The organism is Rhodanobacter thiooxydans LCS2, from assembly GCF_000264375.1.
GTDB lineage: Bacteria > Pseudomonadota > Gammaproteobacteria > Xanthomonadales > Rhodanobacteraceae > Rhodanobacter > Rhodanobacter thiooxydans.
Window position 1 is genome coordinate 1 of record NZ_AJXW01000116.1, and the last position, 1481, is coordinate 1481.

General features: G+C 56.2%; 2 protein-coding genes. One reads left to right on the forward strand and one right to left on the reverse strand.

Annotated features, from left to right (window positions below):
- Positions 1–46: 46 nt before the first annotated feature.
- The gene (locus UUA_RS19520) at positions 47–505 is read right to left on the reverse strand and encodes a hypothetical protein (protein ID WP_153022943.1); all 459 of its coding nucleotides are present in this window, start codon (positions 503–505) and stop codon (positions 47–49) included.
- 345 nt (positions 506–850) lie between these two features.
- Between UUA_RS19520 and UUA_RS17885 the strand changes: the two genes are divergently transcribed.
- A partial coding sequence (locus tag UUA_RS17885) for an IS5 family transposase (RefSeq protein WP_008439500.1) occupies positions 851–1481 on the forward strand: 631 nt, incomplete at its 3' end.

Consider the following 1481-nt stretch of genomic DNA (forward strand, 5'->3'; position numbering starts at 1 on the left):
CCGTCCGCCTTGAACGAATTGTTAGCCACTTGAATGACTGTGTGTGCTAGCGAATGCTTTCTGCTTGCTCTGGAGTGAGATTTGCTGCAGCTTTTGCGGCAGCCTCTTTTGCTCTGTCACGATCGGCCTCAGCAATCGCCTTGGCGGTATCTATGACCTTGTTGTAAGAGGCCAGTATTTCCTCTTTGGTGAAATTATTGTTCATCGACTGCTCGCACAGTCGATACATGGATTCACGCAGGAACATAACCATTTGAGTTCTTTCAGCAAGCTTTACGACAGCGGTGTTGAAATCGGCGCTGCCAGAAGCTTCACCAACTTCCGTTTTCTTCACCGATGCTTCGATCTTTGCTACTAGGCTCAATGCGACGTCGGGACTTGGCTCTGAGCATGTCTTAATCTTGGAAGATTCAGGGGCGATAAGTGTGCCGCGCCTACTTGCATCATAGTCAAGCCAGTAAGGCTTGCCTCCCTCTAGTGCATGCTTTCGGGCGGGCGAAGTCATGTGTGTGCACCCGCAAAGCAAGGTCGCGCCGCAGAGGAGAATCGATAATCCTTTCATAGAGCCCCCTATTTGTGTGATGGCTAACGCTTGAGTTAAGCGGCGGCGAAGCCGTCCGCCTTGAACGAAATGTTAGACCCCTGACCGTAGTGGCTCACTGAGGTCGCGAACACGCACCGCCTCCCTGCCGTGAAACTCATACTCTCCTGCCAGTATTACATCCCGGTAATCACACTTCAGCTGGTCAATTTGTCGTGCCAACTCAAGCAACTCGCCGCCGCTAGGGAAACTCTGAACAAGTCCATCGCGACGCGCTACAGTTAGCCGTCCAAACGCAAGGTGTCTGCCATGACGCAGTTGAGCTTCTCCGATGCCGAGTATGCCGGCAAGCGCAAGCAAACGCGGCGGGAGAAGTTCCTGGCCGAAATGGAGCAGGTGGTGCCGTGGGAGGCTCTGTTGGCGGTGATCGAACCGGTGTATCCGAAGGCCGGCAATGGCCGGCGCCCGTACGCTCTCAAGACGATGCTGCGCATCCATCTGATGCAGAACTGGTTCGGCTACAGCGATCCGGCGATGGAGGAAGCGCTGTATGAGGTGGCTCCGCTGCGTCGCTTCGCCGGTCTGTCGCTGACGCGCGGCGGTGTGCCCGACGAAACGACCATCCTCAACTTTCGCCGATTGCTGGAAACTCACGATCTGGCGCCGGCCATCCTGGCCACCGTCAATGCCCACTTGAGCGACAAGGGAATGCTGCTGCGCCAAGGCACGATCGTGGACGCCACGATCATCCATGCACCGTCCTCGACCAAGAACGAAAGCAAGGCCCGCGATCAGGAAATGCATTCCACGCGCAAGGGCAACCAGTGGTATTTCGGCATGAAGGCGCACATCGGCGTGGATGTGGAATCGGGCTTCGTGCACACGGTCACCACGACGGCAGCAAACATTGCCGATGTGGTTGAAGTGGGCAAGCTGCTGC

What these genes read in the sequence shown, in the direction of transcription:
- UUA_RS19520 (WP_153022943.1), bottom strand. Translation starts at nt 505, where the DNA reads ATGACTTCGCCCGCCCGAAAGCATGCACTAGAGGGAGGCAAGCCTTAC.